Here is a 26,339-nt window from a genome sequence, read left to right on the forward strand (position 1 = left end):
AATTTATTATGATAGATCTGTTTGATAAATATACTGATGCAATTTCAGAAACAGACCCGATTAAATTTACAGGATGCGTAATTCGTGTTCATGATAAACTTATTGAAAGTGAGGGTCCTGTAGCATCCGTAGGTGAGCTTTGTCAAATTATTACCGATGATAATCCTGAAGGTTTAAAGGCTGAAGTTATAGGCTTAAACGGAACAATCGTTCAGTTGATGAGTTATACCGATGTACAAGGGGTGAAGATCGGAGATCATGTCATAGCAAGCGGAGAGGTATTATCCGTACCTGTAGGAGATATTTTATTAGGCCGTGTTGTAGATGCTTTATGTAAATCGGCTGACGGTAAACCTGAGCCCTATTCTGCTAAAAGATATCCGGTTGTAGCTCCTCCGCCTGATGCTATGACCCGTAAACCCATAAGACAAAGAATTGTTACGGGTATTCGTGCCATTGACGGTCTTTTAGCCGTAGGAAGAGGCCAGCGCTTGGGTATATTCGCCGGTACGGGAATAGGAAAGTCTACCTTGCTTGGTATGATAGCCCGAAACACAAATGCAGATGTAAATGTTATAGCTCTTATAGGAGAGCGGGGTAGAGAAGTTTTAGATTTTATCGAACACGATCTAGGGCCTGAAGGTTTAAAGCATTCTGTTATTGTAAGTGCAACTTCGGATCAAAGTGCTCTTGCAAGAATAAGAGGGGCATATACCGCTACGGCAATTGCAGAATATTTTAGAGATCAAGGAAAAGATGTTATGCTTCTTTTTGATTCGGTTACACGTTTTGCAATGGCCCAAAGAGAAATAGGTCTTGCGGTAGGAGAGCCTCCTGCAACCCGCGGTTATACTCCCAGTGTCTTTAGTTCCTTGCCTAAACTTCTTGAAAGAAGCGGTACTTCCGAAAAAGGTTCCATTACGGGGTTTTATACCGTTTTGGTAGAAGGCGATGATATGAATGAGCCGATTTCGGATGCTGTGCGCGGTATTTTAGACGGGCATATTGTTTTGGATCGGAATCTCGCTGAAAGAGGACAGTACCCTGCTGTAAATATTTTAAAAAGTATTTCTCGTTTGGCAAACAGAGTATCAGGTCAAAAAACAAAACTTGCTGCGACAAGAATGCGTACTTTGTTAAAAGACTATATCGAATCGGAAGATATGATTAATCTGGGAGCTTATCAAAAAGGCAGTAGTTCAAACATTGATGATGCCATTGATCACTATCCTCGTATTTATGATTTTTTAACTCAAGATGTTGATGATCCTGCTAAACTAAAGGATACATTGCAAAAGCTTTCGGATATAAGCGGGATTGATATACCATCTGAAGAATGTGATGAAGCCGGCCTGGGACTGGGTGCTATAAAGAAATATGCTCAAAGCTCTGAAGCCTCTGCATTGTATAAAACAGAGAATGGGGTATTTTAATGAAACGGTTTGAATTTAGACTTGAAAAACTTTTAAGTTTACGCAAATTTTATGAACATCAAGCTGAAATTGATTTAGCCCATGCTGTTGCACATAAAAACTATCTTGAGCTTGAATTAAAGAATATAGCTAAACTAAAATTAAAAACGGGAGTTGAATTTAATCCTTCAACTGCTGAAATAAATATAAATGATATGCATAATGCACAAAACTATATTATTCTTTTAGATAAAAAAAAGGATGAATTATTAGAAAGATTAGTTCTTGCCGATGAAATGATTGAAAAAAAGAGAAAAGTTTATATTGAGGCTGCCGCTAAAAGAAAAGTTATTTCAAAGCTAAGAGAAAAAAAACAATATGCCTGGGAAAAAGAAAATATAAAATCGGAAGAAAAATATATTGATGATATTATTACTTATAAATTCGGAAACAATAAAACCCAATTGAATAATACGATAATAAAATAAGGAGGTTTGTATGTTTACTGTTTTTTTAGAAATAATATATGAAAGGCAATTGCGTAAGATTGATTTCAATAGAGTTATAAATTTCATAGATTTGATAAAAAAAGAAGCTTTATTAAATGGTTCTTCTTTTTTTCAAGTTCAAACCGGTTTATGTTTTTACTTTAAAAAAGAATCTGCAGCCTATGCGTTTTCAGTTGCGCGTTTTTTATTTAATTTAAATAAGATTTTGATTAAGCATAAAAATGAAATTTCTGAGGTTCGATGTATAACCGATTATTATGAAGAAGAATCTATTGAATTCTTGGCTGATTCATTAGCTTCCTATAAAAAATCTTTAATCCCTGAGTTCGGAATATTTGCTAAAAAAGAAGCTTCGGCTAAGCTTTCAAAATATATTGACTTTGAAGCTATAGATACTTCTATTTTTATGTGTACTAAGTTTAAATTTTTTGAAAATGTAAATGTCAGTGCTAACGGAAATGCGAGTAAAAAAACAATTATACTGCATAGAAATGATAGCTATTTTTGGGCTCTATATAATTTTATTTTAGCTAATCCTCTATCGGATAAATCCCTTGAAAAAATGTCAAATGAAGATAAAGATGCTTTAATGGCGACAAAAAACATATATGTTTATTTAAAAAAATATAGATTTTTAAAAGATATGCCTCAATATTTCATAGATGCTTTTTTAATAAATTCAGGTATTTATTTAGAAAATTATATTAAGTATCAAAATAACAATAATCCTATAGAGGTTTTAATTGATAATATTAAAGATAAAAAAAATTCGGATGAAGTTGAAAAAATATATGCTCTTAATAAATCTATAAGCATCCGTTCTTTGGATAGCGTTTTGCCTTCTATATATCATATCCCCGATGATCTATTGGAGCTTATATATATTATCTTATCTTCAAGTAAATATTTTTTTTATGATGAGATAAATGAGTTTTTGCTTTCACTTAATAAAAGCATGGAATTTTTTAATGATATTTACTCATGGATGTATTCTGAGGGTATTATTTTAATGGAAAATAATATTTATTCGGTTCCATACGGTTTGCTTGAAATAATTGAAAGACGGATTGCTGCTAATAAAAATACTATTGATAGATATATAGCGGAATTTTTATGGAAAAAATATAAATACGGTGTTCTAGATGCAAATTCTGAAACTGAAAAAATATTTGATTGTTTGAATTTTAAACGTAAACCTGATTTTCTGATTGCTTCACTCTTACACAGTTGCTCGGATGATATTATTGAAGGTTTGGATTTAAAAAAATATAAAAATGAAGCTTTTTATGATGGTCTAAAGTATTATCAAAATGCAATTCATGCAAATATTGATGACAGCGTTTCAAAGTCTTATGCTCTTTTAAAAACTGCTATAGTTTTTTTTCAGGAAAATAAATTTGATGCAGGGGAGTTTAGGGCTTTTTCTTTGCTTGCGTTTTTTAATTTAGCTGAAAATAAAATTTCTGATGCATTGACATATTTTTCTTATGCTCTTGATAATGCGGAGCATGCTCATGATACATCTTTTATTTGTGATTCATTATTTAATATAAGTGTAGTATATTTTTTACAAAATAACCTAAAGCAAAGTATTACATTCTTAGATAAATTGTCCAAAGCTATTGATGAATATTTTGAACAAAAATGGAAAATCCCTTATTTATTTATGAAGGGGCGTGTATATTTGAGAACAGGAGAATTTGATCAAGCAGTAGAAAGTTTTAAGACTGCCTCTGAGTTTGCAAGAATTTATTTTGAAAAACTGGAACCTCTATGTAATGTATGGTATGGAAGAGCTTTGCTGCATAATGGTCAAATCAAGAATTCTCAGGATGTTTTTATAAAATATCTTGATAGTACCGATGATGCTGCATTATTTTTACTTGAATCTTTTTTATTTTATCCTATCTTAAAAGATGATTTTGAAAAAATGAATATCGATATGCAGTCTCTTTATGATGAGTATGTAAATTCTTCTCATAGTGACTTTGAATCCTTAAAGTCCGGTTTCAGTTTTGTAGAGGACTTAATCTGGTATAAAATATATAATATGCCTATCGGTAAAAAGATATTTAATGCTTTTTATAGCTACTATTGTTGTAAAATGAATTTTTCAAAAATGTATGATTCTGAAAAATGTAAGATATTTTTATCTGAATTAGAAACATCTGCTATAGAATCTTTATATCAAAATGATCCCTTTTCTTCTCTTTATTTATATTTATGTTATGATTTATCGGTTCTTATTTATGGCGAAACCGCTTCTCAAACTATAGCTTATTTGAGTAAGGCTTTTAAAGCTATGCAAAAAAATGTCTTGGCCATAGGTGAAAACGATATACGGGATAAATACATGCAGCATAATTTATGGAATTCCAGACTTTTTAAAGTTGCTAAAAATCAAAAGCTTATTTAATTTTAGGTTTTATATGAAAAATGTTTTTTTACCGCTTTTTAGTTTTTTTTATATTTTAATAAACTGTTTTGCTGAAGAAAATATTGTTAAGTCAACTATTTCAGCAATGAGCCCTGAAGAAAAAGCTGCTCAAGTTTTAATGATGGGAATTGAAGGGAAAAAGATTTTCCCTTCATATTTAGGCGATTATTTCGGTCCTTATGCTCCCGGTGCTTTTATTTTATTCGGCTATAATTTTTCCGACACACCTCAAGCTTCTGCCGCTTATATAAAGTCGGTAAAGCAGTCTATTCAAAAATTATCTAAAGCGGAAAAATTTATACCCCCTTTTTTTGCTTCTGATTTTGAAGGCGGCCGTGTATATCGAATAAGAAAAATAGCTTCATATCTTCCGGCACCGAAATATGTTGCGGAAAATTTATCGGAAGATGATGCTTTAGCTCTATATACTCATACTGCCGAACAAATTGCTTTACTGGGTATTCATTTAAATCTTGCGCCGATTGTCGAAAAAGGAAAAACTATGGGGATAGGCTTTTTGGGCGATCGTTTATTTTCGCATGATAAAGATATTATTTTAAAATATTCAAAAATATTTATTGAAGGAATGAAAAACGGAGGTATTATTTCTGCTGTTAAGCATTTCCCCGGAAATGTAAATACGGATCCTCATCTTTCAAAAAGTGTAATTGATGTTGACGAAGAGACATTTTATAAAGAGTTTGTAGACCTCTTTAAAGAAATTATTTATGATTCTGATGGAGTTGTATTAATTTCACATGTAGAGGTCCCCTTTATAGAGAAAACGCCTTTTTGTTTTTCGAAAAAAGGAATAGAAAATATTTTGCGTGATAAGCTAAAGTTTAGAGGGCTGATTATTACGGATGATATGGCAATGAAAGCTCTAAAAGAAGGCGGGCGTTCTACTTCCGATAATGTAATTTCGGCTATCTCTGCCGGTTGTGATATGGTAATGTGTTCTGAACCTAGATTCAGGGAACTTATAACAATAATTTCAAATAAAATGAAAACGGATAATTCTTTTGAGAAAAGAATTGATGAAGCTGTTTTTAATATTTTAAAAATGAAAATGAAGATGGGCATTATTGACGAGTCATGTATGCCCATAGAGAAAAATAAATTTAATGAAAAAAAATTTTATAGTGCAAAAGAAGCGGCAGAAAAAATATTGAAAAAAAATACTAATTAGAATGTTTTTCTATAAATATATTTTTCAAAATCATAGTAGAACATGATGTTTTTTTTCCGTCAATGGCAATTTCTGCTAGACCGGTATCTTCATTTTTATTTTCTATTTTTATTTTAGAATTTAATTTTAAATTTAATTTTTTATAGTATTGAAATTGACTTTCTGAACCCGTTAATCTCGTTACAGTGTATTCTACTCCGGCTTTTGCTTTATAAAGTTCAAGATCGGTACATGAATAATCTATTTGATTTTTCTTAGGGATCATTGATCCATGCGGACATCTTTTAGGGTTTTCCAAATACTCATCTATTTTGTCTATTAAAATATCCGAAGCGGCATGTTCTAAATTTTCTGCCTCATTATGAATATCTTGCCAATCCATCTTTAATGTTTTAAATAAAAAAGTTTCAATTAACCTATGCCGTCTTAAAATATTAAGTCCGTATTTTTTACCTTTTTGGGTCAGGCTGCATCCTATCCGATTTTGATATTCTATGTATCCTTCTTTTTCAAGTTTTTTTGCCATAGAGGTTACCGTACCGGGCGTAACATGTAATAGTTTTGCAAGCTCTCCATTTGTAATTATATTTTTATCGCTTGTCGATAAGAATTTCACAATGGATTTTAGATAGTTTTCTGTTGTTATTTGTGATATTTGCACTCTCTCTCCTTAAATAAAATTGTTATGTATTTGTAATTGATTTTGCAGCCTCTTCCATTCCCAGTTGAGATAATATAAGAAGGCCTTCTTCTTTTTTTATATAACCCAAGCGTTCTGCCGACTGAACAGTATTGTGCGCTTTTTTTTGTGTCCAGTTAATATGTTCACATAAATGTTCTTCTCTACATTCAAGGGACATGTTTTCTTTTCCTTGATGATGTGATAAATGAACAATCAGCATTTTTATTGCAAAATCTTTTTTTAAGTTCCTTTGTTCAATTTTGCGTTTTATAAAACCGTCCTTGGGCGAAAATAAATAAACTACGGCAAAAAATAAACCGCTCATAGCTGCCATTGAGCCTGAAATACTTCCGTCTATTTTTATTGCAAGATAGAATCCGCTCACGGATGATGCTGCAGCGATTAAAACCGAAATAATTATCATAAAAAAGAGGCTGTTTGTCAATAAGAGCGCTGCAGCTGCAGGTGTAATCATAAGGGCCGTAACTAAAACAGCTCCTACGGAATCGAATGCCCCTACACAGGTAAGGCTTACTGCAAACATTAAGCTATAGTGCATGATTGCAGGCGTAAAACCTAAAGTTTTTGCCAGACTCGGATCAAAGGTCGTTAACTTTAATTCTTTAAAAAAGAGTATTACAAAAATTAAGTTGACGAGTAGTATTCCGCTCATTTGAACTAAACTTTTTGGAAGAGAAAAATTAAAAATATTTACTCTATCAAAGGGTGCGAAGGCTAATTCTCCCAATAAAACCGAATCCGTGTCTAAATGCACATTTCCTGCATATACTGAAACCAAGATAACGCCAAGGCTGAATAGAAACGGAAAAACCAATCCTATGGCTGTATCATTTTTTATAAGTTTTGTTTTTTGTAATACCTCGGTAAATATAACCGAGATCATTCCCGCTATAACGGCTCCTATTAAAGGTATGCTTGAAGATAAACTTTTGCTTATAAAAAAGCCTAATACTATTCCTACTAAAATTGAATGGCTTATAGCATCGCCCATCAAAGACATTTTACGCAAAACCAAAAATGTCCCGCAGATAGCACATGAAGCGGATACTATAATTGCAATCAGTATTATTTCCATATTCATAGAACTATCTCCTTTTTATATTTATTTCTTTTTGTATAAAACTTTTTTATCTTTGATTGAATAATTCCTCTATGCGGGCTGAATAAAATTGAAATTAATGTAAAACCTGTTAAAAAACAAACTATTACAGGGCCTGTAGGCATTTTTGAAACCTGAGAAGAAATCACAGCTCCGCCCATTCCCGATGCAGCTCCAAAAAAAGCAGATAGGAGACACATTATGCTCAGTCTATCCGTCCATTGTCTTGCAGCTGCTGCCGGAGCCATTAAAAGAGCACTCATAAGAATTACTCCTACAGATTGTATTCCTATAACTATAGTTATTACAACTAAAAAAGTTAAAATCAATTCTATTACTTTGGGTGAAAAGCCTATTGATTTAGAAAAGACGGGATCAAATGTTGAAATTTTAAGTTCTTTCCAAAAAAGGATAATAAAAATAAGGATAATTGTTTCAACTATAAAGATACTTATAACATCTTGTTGAGTAATAGTAGCTGCTTGTCCGAAGATAAATTTGTCGAGACCGCTTTTTCCTGCTCCCGGCAGTTTTTGAACATAGGTTAAGAGTAAAAAACCTAGGCCTAAAAATACACCCAATACAATGCCTTGAGCCGCATCCGTATCTATCTTTGAAGTGTTTACAATAAGGTTTATAAAAAGCGTACCTATAAGGCCGGTAAGTCCTGCTCCGGCTAAAAGCGGCAGGCTTAGTTTTGAACCTGTAATCAAAAAAGCTATTACAACTCCGGGGAGAGCTGCGTGTGCGACCGCATCTCCAAGTAAACTTTGTTTGCGTAAAACAGCAAAGCTTCCTACCATACCTGACCCGATTCCTAAAAGCATAGTTCCCAAAAAAACATTTCTTAAAGTATAGTCGGCAAAAAAATTTATTATTCCGTTCATCTTTTTTCAGAATTATAAGCTATTCTTCCTCCATAGGTTTTTCGTAAATTTTCTTCGGTAAAAACATCTTCAACACTTCCTTCAGCTATTAATCTTACATTTAATAAGAGTACTCTGTCAAAGTAATCCTTCACGGTTTGAAGATCATGATGTACTACCAAAAGAGTTTTTCCATTTTCCTTTAGTTCTTTTAAAAGTTTTACTATAGCCTGTTCGGTAGCTGCATCAACTCCTTGAAATGGTTCATCCATAAAATAAAGGTCTGCATTTTGAACAAGAGCTCTTGCCAAAAAAACTCTTTGCTGTTGTCCGCCTGAAAGTTCGCTTATTTGACGCTTTGCAAATTCAAGCATTCCTACTTTTTCCAATGCTGACATAGCTTCCGTTTTTTCCTTTTGCCCAGGTCTTTTTATCCATCCTAAGTTTCCGTATGATCCCATTAAAACAACATCTAAAACCCTTGTCGGAAAATCCCAATCTACCGAGTTCCTCTGCGGTACATAGGCTATTCTTTTTCTTTGAGACCTATAGGATTTTCCGAATATTTTTATTTCTCCCGATGCTATAGGAAGGATACCCATCATTGCTTTAAGGAGGGTGGATTTTCCGGCTCCATTGGGACTGACTACAGCCTCCATTGCGCCTTGGGGTACGCATACATCTATGTCCCATAGTACAGGCTTTTCGCGGTAAGCCAATGTAAGGTCTTCAACACAAAAAGCCGGAATTAAGTTTTCTTTTGAATGTTCTGAACCTGTATTCATAAAATCATCCTTTTAGAATAAACATTTTATTTTTTTAAGGCATCTATTATCGTGTTTATATTATGAGTGAGCATTCCTATATATGTTCCTTCAAAACTGCCCTCATCACCCATAGCATCCGAAAAAAGTTCTCCGCCGATTGAAACATCATAGCCTCTGGCTTTTACGGCCTCCTGCAAGGCCTTTACATTTTTTTCGGGAACCGAGCTTTCAACGAAGATGGCCGGAAGTTTTCTTTTTGTAATAAAATCTGCAAGCTCCTGCACATCCTTTGCTCCTGCTTCGCTTACAGTGCTTATGCCTTGTAATCCTCTGACTTCAAAGCCGTAGGCCTTGCTAAAATAATTAAAAGCATCATGGGCTGTAACTAAGACCCTTTTTTCTTGCGGAATTTCGGAAGCCCTCTTTTTAATAAACTCATCAAGCTCGTTAAGGCTTTTAAGATAGGCTTCATAATTTTCTTTAAAGATTTCTTTTTTTTGAGGAGCAAATTCCGCTAATGTTTTATATACCGATTCCGTTGCATATTTCCATAGCTTTACATCAAACCAAACATGGGGATCGAATTCGGACTCCTCAAAGGGTAATAAATATTCTTTAGGAATGCTTTCAGCAACTGCTACAGTTTTGCGTGTAGAAGATATTTTTTGCAAAACTTCTCCCATCTTTGCTTCAAGATGAAGCCCGCTGTAAAAAATAATATCGGCTTTTTGAAGTTTTTCCATATCTCCTGCACTCGCCCTGTAAAGGTGGGGATCTACTCCCGCTCCCATAAGAGCTTGCACATCTACCTCATTGCCGCCGACAACCTTTGCAATGTCGGCAACCATGCCTATTGTTGCAGTAAGTTTTATTTTTCCTTCCGCCGTGGATGTGCCTGCTTTTTGTTCTTGTTTTGCGCAGGAAAAAAATGCTAAGCCGAATAGTAAAATAAGGCCGCTTATTTTTAGATTAAATATTTTTTTTGTATTCATTATAAAACTCCGATTTTGATGTATCAAAATTACAATTATAATATATCAAAATACAAAAAAAATGTCAAGCCGAATCCCATTGACAAAGCTTTATAAAACAAGCAAAATGGATTCATGAAATTACCGATTTATTTTTCATGTTTTATAAAAAAGAAATTACTTGTATTTTTGTTTTTTATTTCTGCTCTATCTCTTTTTGCAGATTTTGCTTTTGATCTTAATCTCCAGCCTTATAAAAATGCGGAATTTTTTACTGACGGACTTAAGGTTGAACCTAAACTTATATCTTCCGATAAGACTTTGGGGCATTTGAGTTTTACTCTAAATGATACGGCAACTTCCCTTGTGATAAAAAAAGAAGGCTTCCGTACTCATATTTTGGATTTAACATCGATAAAAAATTAAAAAGCCTTTGTTGTTCTATCTCCCATAGATTCAAAATACGATGTTATTAAAGTTTTTCCCACAGGAAAAAAACCTAAGAGCGTTACCTTCGTAAACGGTAAAGCCGTTGCTGTAGCTCTTCTTGACGGCTCAGGATTTGATTTGATAGATATAGAAACCGGAAGCATAAAGCGAATTTCTCCTCCAAAAGAATATGCCGAAAAATTCGGTTTTGTAGAATCTCTTGTACTAAAACACAAAAACGAATTATGGGTCAGCCAAATGCCCTCAGCCTCAATTCATATTTTTGATCTTACATCTTTTGAATATAAAAGAACTATAAAATCTACAGGTACATGGAGCAAGGTGATGGCTTATAATGCCGGCCTTGATAAGGTCTATTTGAGTAATTGGACATCACAGGATATAAGCATTATCGATCCTTCTTCTTATAAAGAAGAAAAAAAAATAAAAACTAAGGCTGTTCCGAGAGGTATGGCATTTTCCCAAGACGGAAAATTTATCTACTGTGCACAATTTGAAGACTCGGCAGGTAATTCTCAATGTAAACTTATAAAAAAATCTTTAGCCGATTATAAAACCGTTTACGAGGGCGGGGTGAAGGGAGCAAAGCGGCACATCGTTACCGACTATGAGCGTAAGCTCATCTATGTTTCGGATATGAAAAACGATATTGTTGAAGTTTATTCTACGGATAAGGATGAGCTTGTTGCAAGTATCAATGTATTTTTTAATCCGAATACTATTCAGCTTTCGCCCGATAAAAGCCTTCTCTATGTTTCATGCAGGGGGCCGAATAATCCGGATAAGGGATATTTGTACAAGGGTTATGTCTTCGGCCGTCTCGATATAATTGACACAAAAACATTTACCCGTATTGAAAGCATTGAAGCCGGTAATCAGCCTACAGGCTTGGATCTTTCACCTGACGGTAAAAAAATAGTTCTATCCGATTTTTTGGATAATAGAATAAGGGTGTATGAACTTAAGCCCTAAACTACTTGAATTAGGACGTTGTTTAAGTTTAGAATACGATAATTAAGAAGGAGCTGATGTTTAATTTTAATAAAAAAACTGAATATGAAGATTTTCTCGAACTTTTAAAAAAATCGGATTCTTTGAACAGTTTAAATTTATCCGATTTGGAATTTGAAGGTTTGGATTTTTCAAAAAAATCTTTTACCGGATGTACTTTTTCAAACAGCAAATTTAAAAACTGTAATTGCAGCAACCTACACCTTAGAATGTGTTTTTTTGATTTTTGTAAAATAGAGTCTTGTAATTTCCAAAATTCCGATATTCAGTTTTCTTCATTCGGAGGGGCCAAAATAATCCGCACGGATTTTAAGAATTCCGAGCTTCTACAAAATAATTTTAACGGAATAAGAGCCGAAGATGTTTCCTTTAATGATTCGGATTTATACAGTTCGCGTTTTATGTTTTCGTTTTTAAAAAATGTATATTTTCAAAATTGCAACCTTAAAAAGACCTTGTTTCTATATTCGGAAGAAGATGGGGTTTCTTATAAGTCATCCAATACGCGTGAAGCTATATTTACAGAAGGAGATGAATTTGTATGAAAGTTTATCTTCATTTTTCGCCGCAAGTTTTTGCAAATACTTATCTTATCGGAAATGAAATTACAAAAGAGGCTGTTATAATTGACCCTGCAAAAATTACCGAAAAGATAATCAATCAAATTGAGAAAAATGAATTTGCTCTTAAAGCGGTTTTATTGACTCATAATCTTGAAAACACTTATGAAAGGGGGCTCAAGACGATTTTAAAAATTTATAATCCGAAAGTTTATGCTGGAAGCTGCTTTTCGGAAGATATAACAATAAATATATTGAGAGGAGACGGCTGTATAGATTTAGCCGGTTATCCTGTAAGATATTTTGCAATTCCTGCACACTCATCATACTCTTATATGTTTCAAATTGAAAATATTTTATTTACAGGAGCATCTATATCTGCCGGTATGATTGGTCAAACATATGTATCAAAAACATTACAAAATATTTTAAAAATAAAATTGACAACTATGGATGATAATCTTGTTGTTATGCCATTTTACGGCCCCCCTAGTTCAGTGAAACTGGAGCGTAAATATAATATTTCTATTTTTGATAAATTTGAAGCAGCCTCCGTTTAAATATGATTGAAACTTGTATTTTTTTACCTGATAATTTAATGACTATACTCTATGAAGAACAAAAGCTTATTCAAAGTCTTTTACCTTTTCCATTTAGAAATAGAATCCCTGTTTTTAATTCAAAGCGTAAATTTGATTATATTAAAATTTATCCGCCAATTTTGTCAGGCTCTCTAATTGTAAGGCCTTGTAATTCTCACGATTCTTTTGAGGTTAATGGAGGCTTTATCTTAGGTGATGCACATGAAGAGGCAAAAACAATATTTTTACAACTTGAGAGCTTAAAACAAAAAACAAGCCTGCCTGTTTTTTCAATTTTGAGCTGCCGCAGCTGGTACTATGCGGATGTTGAATTTGAAGAAAAAAAAAGCGGCCTATGCACATGGAAAATTAAAAATAAACTCTGGCAAAAGACCGCTAAATGATTCTTAATAAGAGATTTTTACACCGATGTTAAAGTAATGATTAAACTCTTTTCCGACGGCTTGTTCTCTCCATTTTTTTAACTGCGTATTGGCCGCATTAAGTACTTGTGCATCAGTGGCTAAATTTGCAGCAGGAATTTTTTCATTATAAATATGGTTATTCACTCCCGGATTTATATTTGCTTCAAATGTATAACCCAGTTTAAACTGCATTAAACCGCCTGATTTTAAAATCGGGAGGTTAATAACTCCTTCTAATCCAAGCTGATTAACATATTGAATTGTCTGCTGGGTTAGGAAGGGAGTGGAGTAAAGGAAAGCATGATCTTTCCATGTAGTTGCTCCGGTAGAATCCGATCCCGTTATCGTAGGATGATTAAATACGGAACCGTCTGTTGCATAATTTTTTGTAAGATAGTCTTTTAAAATATTGATATCGGTAATACTTTCAGTCGTATTAGCATGGCGGATGAAAGCATTAGAAAGGTTTATATCCAAACCATGTATAGGCCTAAATTTTACTTTAAGCTGAATACGGTCAGAGTTTGGCGGTAAATTACTGCCGAGAGGTTCTCCGTGATGAGTATAATTCTGGTAATTAGGCATATCAGCGCTATGATGATCAACATGTGTATACATATACGGCATAACGAAAGTGTAACCTAAATCAACAAAAGAAAACCAATGTGATTTCGGCATAGTGTATGAAATGCCGAATTGTCCAGACATGCGCCATAACGCACTCTCGAATTTAATGATTTGTGTCAGGCCAATATCATCAACATATAGTGCAGAATCAAAACGCAAACCTTTTATTGGTTTAACAGTAAAACTTGCTCCTATCACCGTGTTGTCTGGAAATCCGTAAATGCTTTGTCCTAAATAAAATACTGAAAACGGAATTAAATAGATAGGTTCAAATCTTCCTCCATATATCATTGTATCAATAAGTGAAAAAGTTAGCCATGGAACTGGTCTAATATCAAGTGAATGAGAGGCAAGAAATTTATTAGGAAAAATACCTGTATTTTTATCAGTAGTTGCTGCCAATAACAATAAAATCTGATTGTATGTCCATTTTTCTTTATTGACAGTAAAAATGAATTGACCTGAATGAAATGCATCTTTTGAAATGAAAATACTATTGTCGTGAAAAGGCCCATATGAAGATCTCGATAGACCTCCAGTAAGGTAATATTCAGGAGTTCCTATCGTTATGGAAGTGTTAAACATAGGTAGTATTCTAAATTTACCTATATGTGTACCGTTATCATCGGCAATATCTTTATCTGACTGTTTATACATAGGAAGTAATGTTTCATCATCTAATTTATTAAATAATGAGAAATCCATATAACCTGAAACAGTCAAAAAACTAGATATTTGGTAATTCAATTCAGCAATTGGTGATAGAAAAAATTGATTTTGTTTTTTGTTATTTTGTGTAACAAATTTATAATTCGTGCTACCTCCAAAATGAAAAGGTCTTCCCAAAAGACGGGATTGATGTTCAGTTGCTTTTTTTCTCTGGCCTTCGTCACCTTTTTCCATAACAATGTCTAGTATTCTTTTTATTTCTTGTAAGGGATATGGGCGAATAGAGGGGATATTGTTAATAAGACCGATATTCTCCCAAATATTTAAATCATCATAAAATGGATCAAATAGATCTACTGCAGCCTGAGAAAAAACCGATAATCCGAAAGGGATAAATAGTATAATAAAAATTTTATTTTTCATAATTTATTTCCTTAGTTCTTAAAATAGATTGTCTAATTAGCGTATAGAATATATTATAGCACATAAAAAGTCAACCGAATGCCCTTTTATTTTTCCGTGTGCTATGGTCCATGATAGCCCTCCATTTATATGAAGATTTTGTAAAACACTGTATTCGCCTGTCAATTGTAAGGTGTGAAAATATGTAGGATTCCCTGATGGAGTTTTATACTTAGCAGGAGCAGTATTAGTTTCAGAAGGATAGTAGATTTCTTTTGCCTTAAAAAATTTTTCTTCATTTTCTCCTTTGGATACAAATCTATATGTAAGCTCTGCCTTGTATTTGTGAGGAAAAATTAAAGAGGTTTTTAAAAATGCCGTAATACTGTCAGGTCCATAAGGGTTTGCAAGCCAATATTCCATTAAAGAAGTATCATAAGTTTTAGAAGCATATACAATTTCCTTACGGTAGGTGTAAAAACTTATTTCTTTTGTCCAGCCTATATATAGCCATGGATTTGCATACATAAGTTCTCCTGCAAGGACAAGATAACCTATAGGCAGGGAAAATGCATATTCTGCTCCGGCTATACCTCCCATACTGTTAGGAATATAATCATATCCTCTCTTTAGTTCATAGGGCGTTTGGAATTGATTCATACCGAATTGTCCGTAAAGCCTTAAACCCTTAATAGGCACAATATTTATATCTATTCCTAATTGGCAGCCCATAGAATTTTCATCAGCATGATTTATATAAGGCTCTTTCCATGCCGCGTAACTATGGAAAATCATCAGAGGATTTAAAAACTTGGGATCAAAGAGAGAAGCAAGAAGTATTCCTTCATGTAAGGTTATTGAAAATTGCTTTACAGGTTTAAAACTTAGAGCATGTGTTATAAAAAAACGCATAGGTTTTAATTCTGCAATGGTAGTATCAATCTTTACATGTTTTGAAAAAAGAGAGGCTGTTATATAGTCATGTCTGTCCGGTATATCTGAAATAAGCATACTTCCACTTAAGGTTTTTCCTACATTCAGCTGACCTCTTCCTATGTGCACATTAAAAAAACTGTTTCCCACAGAAAAACCTACTTTTTTTGGGAAGTGGTACTCTAAGGCTGGTTCGCATAACGGCAGATTGGTATAAGGATGGGATAAGCGGAATCCGCTGAAATTTTTCCCGATTATTAGGTCAGTGTAAGAATAAACGTATTTAGAAAACTCAAATTCTAGAGGAACAGTGATGGGCGCAGGCATTTTGTTATATTTTATAAATGTGTCTACCTCCGGTGCTTTATCAGGATTATAAAAGTACTGCCCCTGCAGAGCTAAGATTAGGTTTGCGTTAAATCTAAAGTTGTTATGGGAAAAAAGCATATTATTTTTTAAAAGGAGGGTATCTAGTTTCCCGTATAATGTTTCGCCGTTTTTAGATAAATGAACCGGTTCTATTTCTTTATGGAATATTGCAATCTCTGCAAGAGATAACGGCTTCTTATATGAAAGCAGTACTGAACCGTTTTCAAGCGACATAAGGTATAGATCATCATAATAAGGTGAATCATGATCATAAACTATTTTTGCATACGAATCTATATCCTGTGCTTGAAGATTAAAAAGATTCAAACATATTAAAAAGTAAAAAAGAAATCTAAAACGTATCATTGTTCCAAGTATATATTTTAACTCTTTTTTGTCAATAGATGCCAAAATTATATATAAAGCTTGTTATGTCTTTTAGACCGTTTTTTATATTCATCTTTTTTATTCGGCTTTGTATTTCTTCAAGGTATTTATCGTCAGAAAATATTTCCTCTATTTTTTCTACAATGGCATTAGGTTTTGGTATATACCATCCAAGCTTATTCTGCGTAATATACAGCATATTTCCAAGTTCTTGACCTCTTATATATGTAGAAACTATAACAGGTTTCCCTACAGCCAGAGATTCCATTAGCATCGCAGGCCCTCCTTTTGTAACGATGCAATCTGATATATTTATCAAATCCGGCATAAATGCAACAAAACCGAATATTTTAATATTTTTAAATTTTGAAAATTGAACCAAATATTCGAGGCTGTATTTAAGAGCTTTATTTTTTCCGCATACAACAATTAAAAAGCTGTCGGACTTTTTTTTGATAAAAGCTTTAACTATTTTTATTGCATTTTTTAATCCTTCTCCGCCTCCGGCTATTAATACTATTTTTTTATTTTTCGGAATTCCCAATTTTTCTTTTATTGAAATTATTTGTTCTTGCGGGTAGGGAACATCAAATTTTTCTGAAATAAGTAATGGAAATTGATGTAGTCTACTTGCAGGAATATTGTGTTTGTTTAAGCCTTCTTGGAATGCTTTTTTTGGAAAAACAATGAATTCGGTGTTTTTTTCCAAAAACCATACAGGATGAACCGTAAAAGGATCCATTACTATACTGATGAGCGGAATATTGGGATTTATCCTGTTTATCGCTTCTCTGCAAATAGGAATAAGGGTATGATGTAAACATACAAGTTTTGTAATTTGGTTTGATCTTAAAAATTCTACTAAATTTGGAACGGCATATGGAACTATTATTTTTTTTAAAAATGTCAGCACCGGTTTTAAAGAACATAATTGATAAAATGAAACATAGCCAAGTTCAAAATAATTTGTAGAAGATAAATATCCTTTTTCACAAAAGAATTTTAAAAACCATGCGCCCTTATCAAAGCCGTCCTTGAGGTAGCATTCAACTTCATCGGGGTGTAAATCCGTTAATTTGCTTGACAGAGCCTTTGCACCGGCTATGTGTCCTGCTCCTGTTTTTAAATATATAAATCCGATTTTCTGTTTCATAGTTAGTAGTATAAGCTAAAATCAATAAAAGTACAAGTCATTAACAATGACCGTCATTAATGACGGTCATTGTAAGTAAAGCTGCAAATATTATAAAATTCAAAAATCAGCGTATGCTATATTCTAAAGATAACGAAAAGTCAATTGCATTTCCGTTAATTTCGCCAAGCTTTTATATTTTATACCGTATTAAAGATTCCATATAAAATCTGCTATATCATTTAGACCGTTTCTTATATTCATTTTTTTTATATGTCCGCGTATTTCTTCAAGGTATTTATCGTCAGAAAATATTTCCTCTATTTTTTCTACAATGGCATTAGGTTTTGGTATATACCATCCAAGCTTATTTTGTTTAATATACAACATATTTCCAAGTTCTTGACCTCTTATATATGTAGAAATTATAACAGGCTTTCTCAGGGAAAGAGCTTCCATAGGGGTGGAGGCTCCACATTTTGTTATAACACAGTCTGCAATATTCATTAGATCAGGGATAAATGAAACAAAACCGAATATTTTAATATTTTTAAAATTTGAAAATTGAATTAAATATTCAAGGCTGTGTCTAAGAGCCCGATTTTTTCCGCATACAACAATTAAAAAGCTGCCGGATTTTTTTTTGATAAAAGCTTTAACTATTGACAGTGCATTTTTTAATCCTTCTCCGCCTCCGACTATTAATACTATTTTTTTATCTTTCGGAATCTCCAGTTTTTCTTTTATTGAAATTATTTGTTCTTGCGGGTATGGGGTATCAAACTTTTCCGAAAGAAGCAAAGGAAATTGATGCAGTCGACTTGCAGGAACATTGTGTTTGCTTAAGCCTTCTTGGAGTGCTTTTTTTGGAAAAACAATGAATTCGGTGTTTTTTTCCAAAAACCATATAGGATGAACCGTAAAAGGATCTGTTACTATACTGATGAGAAGAATATTTGGATTTACCCTGTTTATCGCTTCTCTGCAAATAGGAATAAGGGTATGATGTAAACATACAAGTTTTGTAATTTGGTTTGATCTTAAAAATTCTACTAGATTTGGGACGGCATATGGAGCTATTATTTTTTTTAAAAACGCCAGCATTGGTTTTAAAGTATATAATTGATAAAATGCAACAAATCCTAACTCAAAATAATTTGTAGAAACTGAAAGTCCTTTTTCAAAAAAGAATTTTAAAAACCATGCGCCCTTATCAAAGCCGTCCTTGAGGCAGCATTCAACTTCATCGGGGTATAAATCCGTTAATTTGCTTGATAAAGCTTTTGCACCGGCTATGTGTCCTGCTCCTGTTTTTAAATATATAAATCCGATTTTCTGTTTCATAGTTATAGTATAATAAGCTAAAATCAATAAAAGTACAAGTCATTAACAATGACGGTCATTGTAAGTAAAACTGCAAATATTATAAAATTCAAAAATCAGCGTATGCTATATTCTAAAGATAATGAAAAGTCAATTGCATTTCCGTTAATTTTTCCCGATGCATTTGTCCAAGCAAAGCTTCCCCGTGAAAGTAAATTATGCAATATTTGGTATGATCCTGAGATTTTGATACTATTAAAAAAGATAGGATTACCGCTTGGGCTTCGCCAAAGGAGCCATTCCTGGTGGTTATTTCCTTTAGTTTCGGGATAATAGATATCTGCTGCCGTTTCTTTATTTTTATCAAAAAAGTTATCTTCATTTTCGCCTTTGCATACAAGTCTATAGGTAAGGGATGCCGAGTATTTTTTTGGATTTACGAGAGAAATCTGGGCTATGGCCGTAATTGTATCAGGACCATAGGGATTTGAAATCCATGTATATATTTGGGAATTATCATAGTTCAGAATTGAAGAATTCATTTCTTTTCGTTCATGGTAATAGCTTATTTTTTTATTTGAAAGAATATTATACCATGGGTTTGCATAAATGCCTTCAACTGAAGATATGATGTATCCTATTTTTGTAGGGTAAAGGTATTCGACACCGAAAAGGCCTCCCAAAGAGTTCGGAGTATAATTTTTTCCGTTTAAGCCCTTGAGCTCTGATGGAGTTTGAAACTGATTCATTCCGAATTGCCCATATAACCTTAATCCTTTTATAGGAACTGCATCTATCATAATCCCGAATTGACTTCCTACTGTTCCGTTTTCAGATGCCGGTTTGGTTCCCGGCAGGTAATCTTCTTTCCATGCAGCATGGCTGTGAAAAATCATAACAGGGTTTAAAAAGCACGGATCAAAAAAAGAATTTACTAAGACTCCTTCATGAAATGTTACAGAAATTTGTTTTATAGGTCTAAATGTTATTCCATGCGTAAATAAAAAACGGGTAGGATTTAACTCTACGATAGTTAAATCAAGCCTTAAGTTATTCGTAAATACGGTTCCCGAAAAATAATCAAAACGGTCAGCCGTATCGGCTATAAGCATACTGCCTCCCAATGTTCTTCCTAAATTTAACGATCCCCTGCCGATATTGATGTTAAAAAAAGAGTTTCCCATCGATATGCCGGTCTTTTGAGGAAAATGAAAATCCATGTCATTCTCTTTTAACGGAATATTTAAAAAAGTATTTGAAAATTTACTTGCTGCAAAGTTCTTATTAAGACTTAGATGACAATAAGTCTAAAAGTAATTTGAAATTAAAAATTCTATTGGAACGGCTATCGGTATCGGCATTTCATTGTAAGCTAAAAATTTATCTATTCGGGGTGTATACTCGTTTACTTTGTATGTAAAGCGCCCTTGAAGTCCAAATAGAGCGTTTATATTAAATTTAAGTATTTCTTGCCTAAGAAGATAACTAGGATGGACTAAGGTCTTTTTTGTATTTTCAAAAACCCTCAATCCTAGAGTACTTAAATTAGAACTATCAATAAGACTTAATGTTTTATAAAGCTCTGCTGCCGATTGCGGTTTTTTATAGGAAAGAGGGGAAAATCCGTTTTCGATAGCTAAAAAATATATCGAATCATAAATATCCGTAGTTCTTTCATAAAAAATTTTTGCATAAGGTATATCATATTCCGATTCGGTTTCAGATGCGAAGACATTTTGGCCTATTTCGATTATCAAACATATAACAAGAAAAAAAATTACTCTATATTTTTTAGATTTCATAAGTACCTCAATATTTCAGGTATTTTATCACAATAAAAGCCAAAATTCAATTATCCCTGTTGACAACTCCGGTATAAAGGGATAACCTGTTTTTAAAGATATGATAAACAGTTCGGCAGGAATTCAGCCTCTCTGTTTATCTTCGAGTTTTGTGCAAAGCACAAAACATAGTTTTTATAGGAGGAAAAGTGAAAAAGTTTTACATTGCGGCAAATTGGAAGATGAATATGAATAGGGCTGAGGCTAAAGCTCTTGCAGAAGAAATGAAGGCCGGTCTAAAGGACGGAAAAAATAAGTACATGATAGCTCCTTCATTTACCCTTTTACAGGATGTTGCATCCGTGCTTAAAGGTTCCAATATTTTACTGGGTGCTCAAAATATGGGCTTGGAAGAAAAAGGTGCTCATACAGGGGAGGTCTCTGTTCTTCAACTTTTAGATGTAGGCGTTCAAACTGTCATCTTGGGACATTCCGAAAGAAGGCATATATACAAGGAAACCGATGATCTTATCAATAAAAAGGTAAAGCTTGCTTTAAAACACGGGTTGGAGGTTATTCTCTGTGTAGGAGAGCTTTTGGAAGAACGCGAGGCCGGTCATGCCGAAGCCGTATGCGAAAGACAGATTAAAAAGGGCCTTGCAGAGGTTCCTGCAAAAGATTTGGATAAGGTAACGATTGCTTATGAGCCGGTTTGGGCAATAGGTACAGGAAAAAATGCAAGTCCTGAAGATGCGGATGCGATCCATGCTTCAATAAGGAAGACATTAGCAGGAATTTACGGTGAAAAGGCTGCTAAAGATATGATAATCCAGTATGGAGGCTCCATGAAGCCTGAAAATGCTGCCGGCCTTTTAAAAAAGCCCAATATTGACGGAGGCTTGATAGGAGGCGCCGGCCTTAAAACGGAGACTTTTTTACCGATAGCCTTATTTTCATAATGTAGAATTAAAATGATTGTATAACAGTTTGATTTCTACTTGAAAAAATGAGCATAAAATGCTAGTATCTTAAGAACTGTGATAGTTGTTTAGCTTTACAGTATAATAAAATAACTTAAATTGGAGGGTTATTAAAATGAAAAAGAAATTTTTTGCAATGAGTATTATGGCTTTATTGGTTTTGGCTGTTTTTGCCGAAAATCCGGCACTTGTAAAGCCAAAGACCGAAAAAATTGAGATTAAAGACAGGCCGACAGCCGTGATTTATTGGACTAGAATGGACGTCCCCGGATTGGAAAATCAGGTTGAGTTTTATCTTACATATGAAGAGAATAACGACACCTACAATGAGGCTGACTGCGAAAAAATTATTATGGAATTTATCGCTGAATACAAAAGAGTTAATGTTTTTTCTAAGTTTGAGGTTGAAGATTTAAAAGCCGCTTCTGTAGGAAAAGCAAAGACAACCGTAGTAAAGCGAGTTATTTTTAGAAAAGTACGCTAAAAATTTAATAGAGCTATTGAAACTTTTCCGTTTTTATTGTATTCTATAAGGCGTATTTTTATAATTTGGAGTTAGACTATGGGTGGTTTAGGTATTGCTTTGTTGATACTTTTTGTCATAATTTGTGCGATTATCATCTTTTTGGTTTTATTGCAAAATGAAGAAGGCGACAGCTTAGGCGGCCTTTTTTCGGGCGGAAGCAACTCGGCTTTCGGATCAAAATCAAGTAATGTATTAACAAGGGCTACGTATGTCGTTGTTGCCTTATTTTTTGTAACAACCTTTTTATTGGCTCTGATTACAAAAACCCCATCGGATTCAGGTTTATCCGAAGAGGCAATGAAAAAACAAACCGAAACTTCAACCGAATGGTGGAAAACCGATAGTACGGATACTGCCGGCGGGGAAGACAAAAAAGACGGTGAGTAATTTAAAAAGATACCGATTAATTCGGTATCTTTTTTTATATTCTTGACCTAAAATGAAAAACTTATTCTAGGTGCTTGTATCTTCTTGAAGAATTTGACTGATTTAAGGCCTAAATTGCATAAAAAAATACTTAAATACACCCTAAAGCCCTTGACGGAACAGCTTTTTTACATTTAAAATAGGCGTATTAGAGGTTGATATTTGGAAGACGCGTATACTATTGTATTAAAAGATGACCAAGTTCTTTCCGCTCTTTGCGGTGCTAATGATAGGAATCTGACTTTTCTTGAGCATTATCTCGGTGTTCCTGTAGTTTGCAGGGGTAATGAGGTGAGTGTTCTAAGCGCTGATGATGAGGTTTGTAAAAAATTTCAGCATGTAGTCGACAGGGCTTTAAATTCTTCTGAAATCAAATCGAAGAATTCATCGGAATATATAGAGTCTCTTATTTCTACTATAAATGCTTCGGATGAAACCGATTTCGCCTCAGGGTGTATCCATATTCCCAGGGGAATTCGCTCCGTATATCCTCAAAATACCCACCAGTTGGAATTTATCCGATCTATTAGGACAAATGATATAAGTTTCGGCCTTGGAGCGGCAGGTACGGGAAAAACCTATCTGGCCGTAGCTTGTGCCTTGCAAATGCTGATGTCGCGGCAGGTACGCAAGATTGTTTTAACAAGACCCGTAGTAGAAGCCGGAGAAAGTTTAGGTTTTTTACCCGGCGACCTTGTACAAAAGATAACGCCTTATTTACGGCCTCTTTATGATTCTATAGAAATTTTAATGCCTTTTGAGCTGATACGCCAGATGGAGGAATCTAATATGATAGAAGTTGCTCCTTTGGCCTATATGAGGGGCAGGACTCTTCATAATGCCGTTGTAATATTGGATGAAGCTCAAAATACTACCAGGGAGCAAATGAAAATGTTTTTGACAAGAATGGGGGAGGGTTCAAAGCTGGTTGTTACCGGAGATCCAAGCCAATCCGATATAAGTTCGGCAAAGAATTCCGGGCTTGTTCATGCGGCAAATCTTCTATCAAAAATTCGAGGAATCGGTATTGTACGGTTTTCTCCTGAAGATGTTGTCCGTCATTCTCTTGTTCAAAAAATAATTACAGCCTATGACAAAGAATAAAAAAGAAACTAAATTAAAAGAACTATGGTTATCTACATCTCTTATTTTTAAACGGAATAAAACTCTCGTCATTTCGGTTTTAGTCAGTTTTATTGTTTTATCGGTATTGATTTACATTAATTTTTATGAAAATTCAGGTTTTTCCAAATTAAGTATTTCGGATTTTGAAGTAGGAATGGTAGCCGACAGGGATGTGATAGCAAACCGGAATATTGAGGTTATAGATGATAAGGCAACCGAAATACGAAAAACGGCAGCCAAGCATTCGGTGCGGGCTGTATTTTACAAGGATAATTCTATTTCAGAAAAGATTATAAGAGAATATTCGGAATTTGCAAGTTATATAATAAGCGTAAAGGATTCTGCAAAAAATTTTACGGCTTTTAAATTTTTGGTTATGGAAAAGTACCCTGTATTGTTTGCAGAATATGATTTAGAAATCATTTATAATTCAAAAGATTTTGATGAGATAAATTCACTTGCATTGAATATATTAAAGCAGCTTTTAGATGTGGGTATTATAGAGCTTCCTCTTACAGGCCTTGAATACCTAAATGATGCTGAAATAACTTTGGGGACAAATCAAAGCCAAAAGCTGTCATATAAAAATATATTACTTGCCGATCTGGTTATGATTGATAATATTAAACCTCAAATTAAAAATTTACTTGCCGATGTAAAAAAGTCGAATATTGAAACGAATATTTTAACTCTTATGTCTCCATTTGTGCAAGCTAATATTTTATTTGATGCCGAGGAAACTGAAAAAAGAGTGGATGAAGCCTTAAAAAAGGTTCAGCCGGTAAAAATAAATATAGGTAAAAACCAAAAAATTTTAAAACGCGGTTTTATAATTACCGAGGATGCCTATACAAGGCTCTCAGCTTATGCAGGCGAAGGGAGATATATAGATTTTAGTCAACTTGCCGCAGCTATAGTTTTTTTAACTTTATCTTTGGGGGTCAGTCTTTTTTTATTTTCAAAAAAAATTATCGGACAATCTTTGGACTGTAAGTTTAATTTGCTTATTTTAGCTTCTTTTGATATAGTCTATGTATTGATATTATTTTTGTCAGGGCTTCCGATATTTTCATATCCATTGGATATTATTCCAATATTGCCGGTAACTTTCTTTACTATGCTCATAGCCTCCTTAGTATCCCCCAAAATTGCAGTTTCTACGGTTTTTGTGCTTAGTTTGGCTATTTTTGGAGCTGATGGGTTTAAAATTCAGCCTGCGTTTTTTGCCTTTCTTTCAGGCTTAGCGGGTGCAGGATTGGTTAATATTACGGGAAGAAGGATGGACCTTATAAAAACCGCTTCAAGTTTAATATTGGTTCAGCCTTTAATTTCTCTTTGTATGCTTTTGATTTATCCGGATTCGGCAGGAGATAAATCAATTCTTTTGCTAGGCTCGGCGGCAAACGGTTTTATAAGCGGAATTCTTGTTTTAGGTTTTTTGCCTATTTTAGAAACATTGATGAATGTGCCGACTAATTTTAGATTGAGGGAATTATCCGACCTTAATTCTCCTATTATGAAAAAAATGCTTATAACCGTTGCGGGAACCTATAACCATTCGATGATGGTTGCTTCCTTGGCTGAAAGTGCTTGCCGTGAAATAGGGGCTAACTCAATTTTGGCCCGTGTAGGAGCTTATTATCACGATATAGGAAAAATGGAGCAGGGCGAATATTTTGTAGAAAACCAAACAAATTATAATAAACACATGGACATAAATCCCCGCCTTTCAGCTACGGTAATAAGAAGCCATGTGAAAATAGGTATTGAAAAAGCAAAACAATTACACTTGCCTCAGGCTGTGATAGATATAATAGCCGAACATCATGGGAACAGCTGCATATCCTATTTTTATGCAAAAGCAAAAGAACTTGATCCGAATGTGGATATAGAAGATTTTTGTTATCCCGGAATACCTCCGCGCTCAAAGGAATCGGCTGTTGTAATGCTGGCTGATATAGTTGAAGCTGCCTGCCGTACTCTCGAAAAACCTTCGGTTCCCCGTTTGGAAAAATTTATAGATGAACTTGTTTCGGGGAAGATAAAGTCAGGCCAGCTTGATAACTCTGAACTTACTTTTAAAGAAGTAAGTATAATAAAAGCCGCCTTTGTAAAAATTTTAGCAGGATATTATCATTCTAGAATTGAATATCCTAATCAAAAAAATATAGATGATGATGAAGGGGCAAAGCCTCAAAAGGAAAATAATAATGTCTAATTCTATTAGTGTATCATTTAGTGATGAACCTCCCGGGTCTATTGACCCGGCACAGGTTGAAAATTTTGTATCAGAGGTTTTAAAAGACCTAAAACACAAAAACTGGGATGTCTCTTTGTTTTTTTGCGGCGATGATTTTATTCAAAGCCTAAATAAACGGTATCGTGATATTGATTCTCCGACAGATGTGCTTTCTTTTGAACAAGGAGATGAGTATTTTGATGAGACGGATGAAAAACGTTTTATGGCAGGAGATATAGTCATAAGTATTGACAGCCTCCTCTTTAATGCAAAAGAATTTAATGTAGAAATCAATGATGAGTTAAAAAGACTCATCGTCCATGGCGTCTTGCATTTGAGCGGAATGGATCATTCCGATAATTCTCCTGAGCAGAAAATGCTGAAATTTCAAGAAGAATTGCTTTCAAAATATAAAAATACGGTTATTTATCGAGGATAGT

At 33.9% G+C, this 26,339-nt stretch carries 24 protein-coding genes and 1 pseudogene; 14 read left to right on the forward strand and 11 right to left on the reverse strand.

From position 1 onward, the window contains the following. The first annotated feature begins 8 nt into the window (after positions 1 to 8). The 4 genes from fliI to E4N78_RS05130 are packed head-to-tail and all read left to right on the forward strand — an operon-like array spanning position 9 to position 5,547. Complete coding sequence (gene fliI / locus E4N78_RS05115; protein ID WP_255811956.1) at positions 9 to 1,433, forward strand: flagellar protein export ATPase FliI; 1,425 nt, start codon at positions 9 to 11, stop codon at positions 1,431 to 1,433. Next, positions 1,433 to 1,900 (forward strand): flagellar export protein FliJ, encoded by a 468-nt coding sequence (gene fliJ, locus E4N78_RS05120; RefSeq protein WP_255811957.1) that lies wholly within the window; start codon positions 1,433 to 1,435, stop codon positions 1,898 to 1,900. Before fliI ends, fliJ begins: the two co-directional genes overlap by 1 nt. A 10-nt stretch (positions 1,901 to 1,910) precedes the next feature. Then, positions 1,911 to 4,337 carry a tetratricopeptide repeat protein gene (locus E4N78_RS05125; RefSeq protein WP_255811958.1) on the forward strand — a complete coding sequence of 809 codons (2,427 nt, stop codon included), beginning with the start codon at positions 1,911 to 1,913 and terminating at the stop codon, positions 4,335 to 4,337. Between the two features lie 13 nt (positions 4,338 to 4,350). Beyond that, a complete protein-coding gene (locus E4N78_RS05130) occupies positions 4,351 to 5,547 on the forward strand; it encodes a glycoside hydrolase family 3 N-terminal domain-containing protein (protein WP_255811959.1) in 1,197 nt (398 codons plus the stop codon). Here the strand turns inward: E4N78_RS05130 and E4N78_RS05135 are convergent. From E4N78_RS05135 to E4N78_RS05155, 5 genes are read right to left on the reverse strand one after another with little or no spacing between them, the layout of a single operon-like run. Then, positions 5,540 to 6,208, reverse strand: coding sequence for a metal-dependent transcriptional regulator (locus E4N78_RS05135; RefSeq protein ID WP_255811961.1), 669 nt, complete (start codon positions 6,206 to 6,208; stop codon positions 5,540 to 5,542). The two genes, E4N78_RS05130 and E4N78_RS05135, sit on opposite strands and share 8 nt — an antisense overlap. Before the next feature lie 22 nt (positions 6,209 to 6,230). After that, positions 6,231 to 7,331, reverse strand: coding sequence for a metal ABC transporter permease (locus E4N78_RS05140; protein WP_255811962.1), 1,101 nt, complete (start codon positions 7,329 to 7,331; stop codon positions 6,231 to 6,233). Further along, entirely contained in the window at positions 7,328 to 8,236 is a 909-nt protein-coding gene (gene troC / locus E4N78_RS05145) for a transition metal ABC transporter permease subunit TroC (RefSeq protein WP_255811966.1), read from the reverse strand. Before troC ends, E4N78_RS05140 begins: the two co-directional genes overlap by 4 nt. Further along, on the reverse strand, positions 8,233 to 9,000 hold the full coding sequence (locus E4N78_RS05150) for a metal ABC transporter ATP-binding protein (protein WP_255811967.1): 768 nt from the start codon (positions 8,998 to 9,000) through the stop codon (positions 8,233 to 8,235). Before E4N78_RS05150 ends, troC begins: the two co-directional genes overlap by 4 nt. Before the next feature lie 26 nt (positions 9,001 to 9,026). Beyond that, positions 9,027 to 9,974: a metal ABC transporter solute-binding protein, Zn/Mn family gene (locus E4N78_RS05155; RefSeq protein WP_255811968.1), complete on the reverse strand. Its 948-nt coding sequence runs from the start codon at positions 9,972 to 9,974 to the stop codon at positions 9,027 to 9,029. Positions 9,975 to 10,118: 144 nt separating this feature from the next. Between E4N78_RS05155 and E4N78_RS05170 the strand changes: the two are divergent. The 4 genes and pseudogenes from E4N78_RS05170 (at position 10,119) to E4N78_RS05185 (ending at position 12,959) form a co-directional block, all read left to right on the forward strand. Then, a pseudogene (locus E4N78_RS05170) lies at positions 10,119 to 11,375 on the forward strand (beta-propeller fold lactonase family protein). Positions 11,376 to 11,431: 56 nt separating this feature from the next. Beyond that, positions 11,432 to 11,959, forward strand: coding sequence for a pentapeptide repeat-containing protein (locus tag E4N78_RS05175; protein ID WP_255811972.1), 528 nt, complete (start codon positions 11,432 to 11,434; stop codon positions 11,957 to 11,959). Beyond that, complete coding sequence (locus E4N78_RS05180; RefSeq protein ID WP_255811973.1) at positions 11,956 to 12,534, forward strand: MBL fold metallo-hydrolase; 579 nt, start codon at positions 11,956 to 11,958, stop codon at positions 12,532 to 12,534. Before E4N78_RS05175 ends, E4N78_RS05180 begins: the two co-directional genes overlap by 4 nt. A gap of 2 nt (positions 12,535 to 12,536) precedes the next feature. Next, positions 12,537 to 12,959 (forward strand): hypothetical protein, encoded by a 423-nt coding sequence (locus E4N78_RS05185; RefSeq protein WP_255811974.1) that lies wholly within the window; start codon positions 12,537 to 12,539, stop codon positions 12,957 to 12,959. Between the two features lie 3 nt (positions 12,960 to 12,962). Here E4N78_RS05185 and E4N78_RS05190 read toward each other — a convergent pair whose 3' ends face one another. From E4N78_RS05190 to E4N78_RS05215, 6 genes are all read right to left on the reverse strand, one after another. Beyond that, on the reverse strand, positions 12,963 to 14,699 hold the full coding sequence (locus E4N78_RS05190; RefSeq protein ID WP_255811975.1) for a capsule assembly Wzi family protein: 1,737 nt from the start codon (positions 14,697 to 14,699) through the stop codon (positions 12,963 to 12,965). Positions 14,700 to 14,735: 36 nt separating this feature from the next. After that, positions 14,736 to 16,346 (reverse strand): hypothetical protein, encoded by a 1,611-nt coding sequence (locus E4N78_RS05195; RefSeq protein WP_255811976.1) that lies wholly within the window; start codon positions 16,344 to 16,346, stop codon positions 14,736 to 14,738. Between the two features lie 31 nt (positions 16,347 to 16,377). Beyond that, on the reverse strand, positions 16,378 to 17,520 hold the full coding sequence (locus E4N78_RS05200; RefSeq protein WP_255811977.1) for a glycosyltransferase: 1,143 nt from the start codon (positions 17,518 to 17,520) through the stop codon (positions 16,378 to 16,380). Between the two features lie 189 nt (positions 17,521 to 17,709). After that, entirely contained in the window at positions 17,710 to 18,843 is a 1,134-nt protein-coding gene (locus E4N78_RS05205; protein WP_255811978.1) for a glycosyltransferase, read from the reverse strand. Positions 18,844 to 18,938: 95 nt separating this feature from the next. Beyond that, positions 18,939 to 20,042, reverse strand: coding sequence for a hypothetical protein (locus E4N78_RS05210; RefSeq protein ID WP_255811979.1), 1,104 nt, complete (start codon positions 20,040 to 20,042; stop codon positions 18,939 to 18,941). Between the two features lie 87 nt (positions 20,043 to 20,129). Beyond that, on the reverse strand, positions 20,130 to 20,624 hold the full coding sequence (locus E4N78_RS05215) for a hypothetical protein (protein ID WP_255811980.1): 495 nt from the start codon (positions 20,622 to 20,624) through the stop codon (positions 20,130 to 20,132). Between the two features lie 188 nt (positions 20,625 to 20,812). Between E4N78_RS05215 and tpiA the strand changes: the two genes are divergently transcribed. The 6 genes from tpiA to ybeY all read left to right on the forward strand — a co-directional run bounded on the left by tpiA (position 20,813) and on the right by ybeY (position 26,338). After that, positions 20,813 to 21,562, forward strand: coding sequence for a triose-phosphate isomerase (gene tpiA / locus E4N78_RS05220; RefSeq protein ID WP_255811981.1), 750 nt, complete (start codon positions 20,813 to 20,815; stop codon positions 21,560 to 21,562). A gap of 136 nt (positions 21,563 to 21,698) precedes the next feature. Beyond that, positions 21,699 to 22,067, forward strand: a complete 369-nt coding sequence (locus tag E4N78_RS05225) for a hypothetical protein (RefSeq protein WP_255811982.1) — start codon at positions 21,699 to 21,701, stop codon at positions 22,065 to 22,067. Between the two features lie 78 nt (positions 22,068 to 22,145). Next, positions 22,146 to 22,496, forward strand: coding sequence for a preprotein translocase subunit SecG (gene secG, locus E4N78_RS05230; protein WP_255811983.1), 351 nt, complete (start codon positions 22,146 to 22,148; stop codon positions 22,494 to 22,496). Positions 22,497 to 22,697: 201 nt separating this feature from the next. Continuing rightward, positions 22,698 to 23,639: a PhoH family protein gene (locus E4N78_RS05235; protein WP_255811984.1), complete on the forward strand. Its 942-nt coding sequence runs from the start codon at positions 22,698 to 22,700 to the stop codon at positions 23,637 to 23,639. Then, complete coding sequence (locus E4N78_RS05240; protein ID WP_255811985.1) at positions 23,626 to 25,878, forward strand: HD family phosphohydrolase; 2,253 nt, start codon at positions 23,626 to 23,628, stop codon at positions 25,876 to 25,878. Before E4N78_RS05235 ends, E4N78_RS05240 begins: the two co-directional genes overlap by 14 nt. Then, positions 25,871 to 26,338, forward strand: coding sequence for an rRNA maturation RNase YbeY (gene ybeY, locus E4N78_RS05245; protein WP_255811986.1), 468 nt, complete (start codon positions 25,871 to 25,873; stop codon positions 26,336 to 26,338). Before E4N78_RS05240 ends, ybeY begins: the two co-directional genes overlap by 8 nt. The last annotated feature ends 1 nt before the right edge of the window (position 26,339 follow it).

Source organism: Treponema denticola (genome assembly GCF_024400535.1).
GTDB classification, from domain to species: domain Bacteria; phylum Spirochaetota; class Spirochaetia; order Treponematales; family Treponemataceae; genus Treponema_B; species Treponema_B denticola_C.

Bases quoted from the DNA above. Each gene is read 5' to 3' on its own strand.
- E4N78_RS05190 (WP_255811975.1), bottom strand. From the start codon at position 14,699: ATGAAAAATAAAATTTTTATTATACTATTTATCCCTTTCGGATTATCG.
- E4N78_RS05210 (WP_255811979.1), bottom strand. From the start codon at position 20,042: ATGGATTTTCATTTTCCTCAAAAGACCGGCATATCGATGGGAAACTCT.
- E4N78_RS05125 (WP_255811958.1), top strand. From the start codon at position 1,911: ATGTTTACTGTTTTTTTAGAAATAATATATGAAAGGCAATTGCGTAAG.
- E4N78_RS05215 (WP_255811980.1), bottom strand. From the start codon at position 20,624: ATGAAATCTAAAAAATATAGAGTAATTTTTTTTCTTGTTATATGTTTG.
- E4N78_RS05180 (WP_255811973.1), top strand. From the start codon at position 11,956: ATGAAAGTTTATCTTCATTTTTCGCCGCAAGTTTTTGCAAATACTTAT.
- secG (WP_255811983.1), top strand. From the start codon at position 22,146: ATGGGTGGTTTAGGTATTGCTTTGTTGATACTTTTTGTCATAATTTGT.
- E4N78_RS05175 (WP_255811972.1), top strand. From the start codon at position 11,432: ATGTTTAATTTTAATAAAAAAACTGAATATGAAGATTTTCTCGAACTT.
- E4N78_RS05205 (WP_255811978.1), bottom strand. From the start codon at position 18,843: ATGAAACAGAAAATCGGATTTATATATTTAAAAACAGGAGCAGGACAC.
- E4N78_RS05130 (WP_255811959.1), top strand. From the start codon at position 4,351: ATGAAAAATGTTTTTTTACCGCTTTTTAGTTTTTTTTATATTTTAATA.
- fliJ (WP_255811957.1), top strand. From the start codon at position 1,433: ATGAAACGGTTTGAATTTAGACTTGAAAAACTTTTAAGTTTACGCAAA.
- E4N78_RS05200 (WP_255811977.1), bottom strand. From the start codon at position 17,520: ATGAAACAGAAAATCGGATTTATATATTTAAAAACAGGAGCAGGACAC.
- E4N78_RS05140 (WP_255811962.1), bottom strand. From the start codon at position 7,331: ATGAATATGGAAATAATACTGATTGCAATTATAGTATCCGCTTCATGT.
- E4N78_RS05155 (WP_255811968.1), bottom strand. From the start codon at position 9,974: ATGAATACAAAAAAAATATTTAATCTAAAAATAAGCGGCCTTATTTTA.
- E4N78_RS05225 (WP_255811982.1), top strand. From the start codon at position 21,699: ATGAAAAAGAAATTTTTTGCAATGAGTATTATGGCTTTATTGGTTTTG.
- E4N78_RS05240 (WP_255811985.1), top strand. From the start codon at position 23,626: ATGACAAAGAATAAAAAAGAAACTAAATTAAAAGAACTATGGTTATCT.
- troC (WP_255811966.1), bottom strand. From the start codon at position 8,236: ATGAACGGAATAATAAATTTTTTTGCCGACTATACTTTAAGAAATGTT.
- E4N78_RS05150 (WP_255811967.1), bottom strand. From the start codon at position 9,000: ATGAATACAGGTTCAGAACATTCAAAAGAAAACTTAATTCCGGCTTTT.
- E4N78_RS05195 (WP_255811976.1), bottom strand. From the start codon at position 16,346: ATGATACGTTTTAGATTTCTTTTTTACTTTTTAATATGTTTGAATCTT.
- E4N78_RS05185 (WP_255811974.1), top strand. From the start codon at position 12,537: ATGATTGAAACTTGTATTTTTTTACCTGATAATTTAATGACTATACTC.
- fliI (WP_255811956.1), top strand. From the start codon at position 9: ATGATAGATCTGTTTGATAAATATACTGATGCAATTTCAGAAACAGAC.
- ybeY (WP_255811986.1), top strand. From the start codon at position 25,871: ATGTCTAATTCTATTAGTGTATCATTTAGTGATGAACCTCCCGGGTCT.